At 34.7% G+C, this 2872-nt stretch carries 2 protein-coding genes; one reads left to right on the top strand and one right to left on the bottom strand.

Annotation, left to right across the window (positions count from 1 at the left end):
• Positions 1-294 precede the first annotated feature (294 nt).
• Positions 295-2355 carry a MobQ family relaxase gene (gene mobQ / locus IV84_RS10255; RefSeq protein ID WP_056986611.1) on the bottom strand — a complete coding sequence of 687 codons (2061 nt, stop codon included), beginning with the start codon at positions 2353-2355 and terminating at the stop codon, positions 295-297.
• Positions 2356-2607: 252 nt separating this feature from the next.
• Between mobQ and IV84_RS10250 the strand changes: the two genes are divergently transcribed.
• Complete coding sequence (locus IV84_RS10250; protein WP_003555660.1) at positions 2608-2835, top strand: hypothetical protein; 228 nt, start codon at positions 2608-2610, stop codon at positions 2833-2835.
• The last annotated feature ends 37 nt before the right edge of the window (positions 2836-2872 follow it).

Genomic DNA, 2872 nt, shown 5'->3' with positions numbered 1-2872 from the left:
TATGCATTTACACAAGATATTTTACGCTCTCAAATTATGTTCATCATAGTACTCATCAAATATACTCAATTAGATCCCACCTTTTTAAATATTTTAAATAAACGTATTACATCAATAATTTAGACGTCGTCATTAACTATTTGGTTGATAATTACCTAATCTATTAACTGAAAGCGTGCTTATAATGCGTTTCTCAAACATCAAAACATAAAAAAGCACCTATTTCTAGGCTTTTTCACGAAAATGGTTACGGTGTAACTATATATTTTTACATTTTTGAATTCGCCTACTACTTTATCTGTGAATCGTACCACCACGACGTCCATGTTTATGATGTTGACGTTTCTTTTTATCTAACTCGTATTCCAATTCCTCTTGTGCTTTCCTTTGTTTGTTCAGCTCATAATCTTGGGTATTTGAATAAAGCACGCTCATTAAGGCATCTGATAATAATGTACTCATATACTTTATTGGAGTATTTTCATTATAATTAACGGCTCTGTACCCTTCTATATTCTCTTTTCGGAAATCATCACTCCTTAAATTATGTTGTTTTACTGCCTGCTTAGCCTGTTCAATTTGCTTAGCAGAAATATTTTTATCTTGTCCTGCTTCACCAATAAACAACTGTTGTGTGCCTCTATTGTTCAACACACGTAACAAATTAGCATTTTTAATCTCATCTGGTTTAACCTGTCCGCTTAAATAAGCAAGTCCTTGTACATGCTCTTGCGTTGTAAATTTTTCTGGTGGCTTGTTTTTTAGACGGGTTATATCCTGTTTCTCCAGTGGTTGAAGCTCAGGATTGTAATAAATAACTGCCGTATATAATCGCTCTTTTTCAGTCATTTTTACTTTGTTTAAGTCTATATCAGGAAAAGACTTAGTTAGAACGCTGTTGTATTGTGTATCAACCACTTTTTTAACTTCATTAATTGCTGAAAGTTCTTTAATGCTTCGCTTTAATACGTTTTGTTCATTTTCTTCAAAACCGTTTAGTAAAGCACCTTTTGTTAGCTTAATATCTTTAAAGCGGTAGCCTTTTTTAGCCAAAATATCGCTAGTATTTTCCTTGACTCGCTGTTCTTGCTTTTCAAGCATTAACCAACTAACGAATGGACGCTTAGTAAATGTTAGAATTTGTTGATTTATAATATTAGTTCTTATCATTGCCAAGCGATCTTTTAATTCGTTTCCTGCAAATACCTTTTGTTCACTATCTGTTTCTTTAATTAGTTCACGTTTTTCTGCCATTGTTACCCGTTCAAAATCAATATCAGGGTAAAGTTTTCTAACTGTTCGATTAACTACTTTATCTAGCAACTGATTAGCTTCTGCTAATGAATTTTCTTGTTGATTAATAGTTATTAGTTGCTTTGTCATATCCTGTCCAATTGCTTGCTTAATCATAGTGCTATTTTTCCAATTAAATAGCATACGTTGCTTCTCATCTAGGTTCTCTAAGCTAACAAATGTTTTTAGTCGATTACTCAACTGTGCAACCAGTCGTTTTTCATCAAATGAATAATGGCGCTGTAAGGTTTGCATACGGCGTTCATTATGGATTTTTTCATTAGTATTTTTTGCTTCTGCTTTGGCTTGTCGTTGTTGCTTAACATTTTGATTAAATTCTTGGCGCTTTTCTTTCTGTGAATTGATACCCTCGTGTTGTGTTGCCACTTCATCAATTCCTTGTTCTTCATATGATTTTTCACTAATACGGTCTGGTAAATTTTTAGCTTCTAAAACTTGATTAACCGCGGTAGCCCAATTGTGACGCCATTCAGTTATTTTTTCTTTTTTATCCCAATCGACCATCAGTATTTTTCTACTCTTAGGGTACTTGCTAGTTCCGGTATATGTTTTGTTGCCATTATCATCTAAAATATATTGCTTTTTGCTCTTAATTCCCCATGTTCCATCTGAATTAAACGGCCGATTAGTTAACATCACATGAGCGTGCGGATTATCTGGGTGGTCGCGATGAATTGCCACGTCGGCTACCATGCCTGCATTAACAAAATTTTCTTGTACATATTTTGTCAATAATTCTTTCTGTTCATCTTCACTTAATTCAACTGGCAGAGCCACGTTAAACTCTTTAGCGTACCGTGAGTTTGCTCGACGGTCTTTTCTTTCTACTTCGTTCCATAATTTCTCTCTATCACTCGCCCATTCTGGCGCATTCTTTGGTGTCAAAATAAAGCTTTCTGGCATAACCGACCGAGCATAAAAATAACTTCGACCTTCTTTTTGATCGAATGATTTTTCGCCACTTCGATAACTTGCTCCAGCAATTGCACTTCTTCCTTTTCCAGCACTAATATTACTAAAGCTCATGTGAAAAATTGCCATGTCGGTCACCACCTTTCTTTGGGTTTATGGGTTTGATTTTGTTGTCGCCAACGGCGACTTCTAATACAAGTTTTAATGGGTTTAGCACAACGTCATCGAAGATGACGTGTAAGTGCGCATTGACCTCGTTTCACTCGGTCTGCTGATTCTCCTGAATTTACTTTTAGTGTATGCCTTCCGCTTCGCTATTTCAACTTTTATCCTTTGACTTAACGTTTCCTATATGATATAGTTTCGGTGATTATTTCTAATATGATTGGAGGGATCGTTATGTCTCAAAGTAACTTAGAAAAACAAGAAGCTAAATTAAAAGCCCTTAATCAAAAAATTAAGGACGAAAAAAATAAGATTGAACAACGGCTAGGTAAACAAATCATCAGTCAAGCCAATTTAGATTATGCTAATTTGTCTAACGATCAGATTAAGCTTTTAGCTAAGCAATTTTCTGAATTTTTAAAGGTAAAGTCCGTAGATCATTAGCCATACGAGATGGGGAAATTCCATGTCTAATCAATAT

Origin of the sequence: Pediococcus damnosus (assembly GCF_001437255.1) — a bacterium.
Lineage (GTDB): Bacteria > Bacillota > Bacilli > Lactobacillales > Lactobacillaceae > Pediococcus > Pediococcus damnosus.
Note: the sequence above shows the minus strand (reverse complement) of the source record. Positions and strands in the feature narration are given on the sequence as shown.

Excerpts from the sequence above, each read along its gene's own strand:
- mobQ (WP_056986611.1), bottom strand. The coding sequence starts at position 2,355 with ATGGCAATTTTTCACATGAGCTTTAGTAATATTAGTGCTGGAAAAGGA.
- IV84_RS10250 (WP_003555660.1), top strand. The coding sequence starts at position 2,608 with ATGATTGGAGGGATCGTTATGTCTCAAAGTAACTTAGAAAAACAAGAA.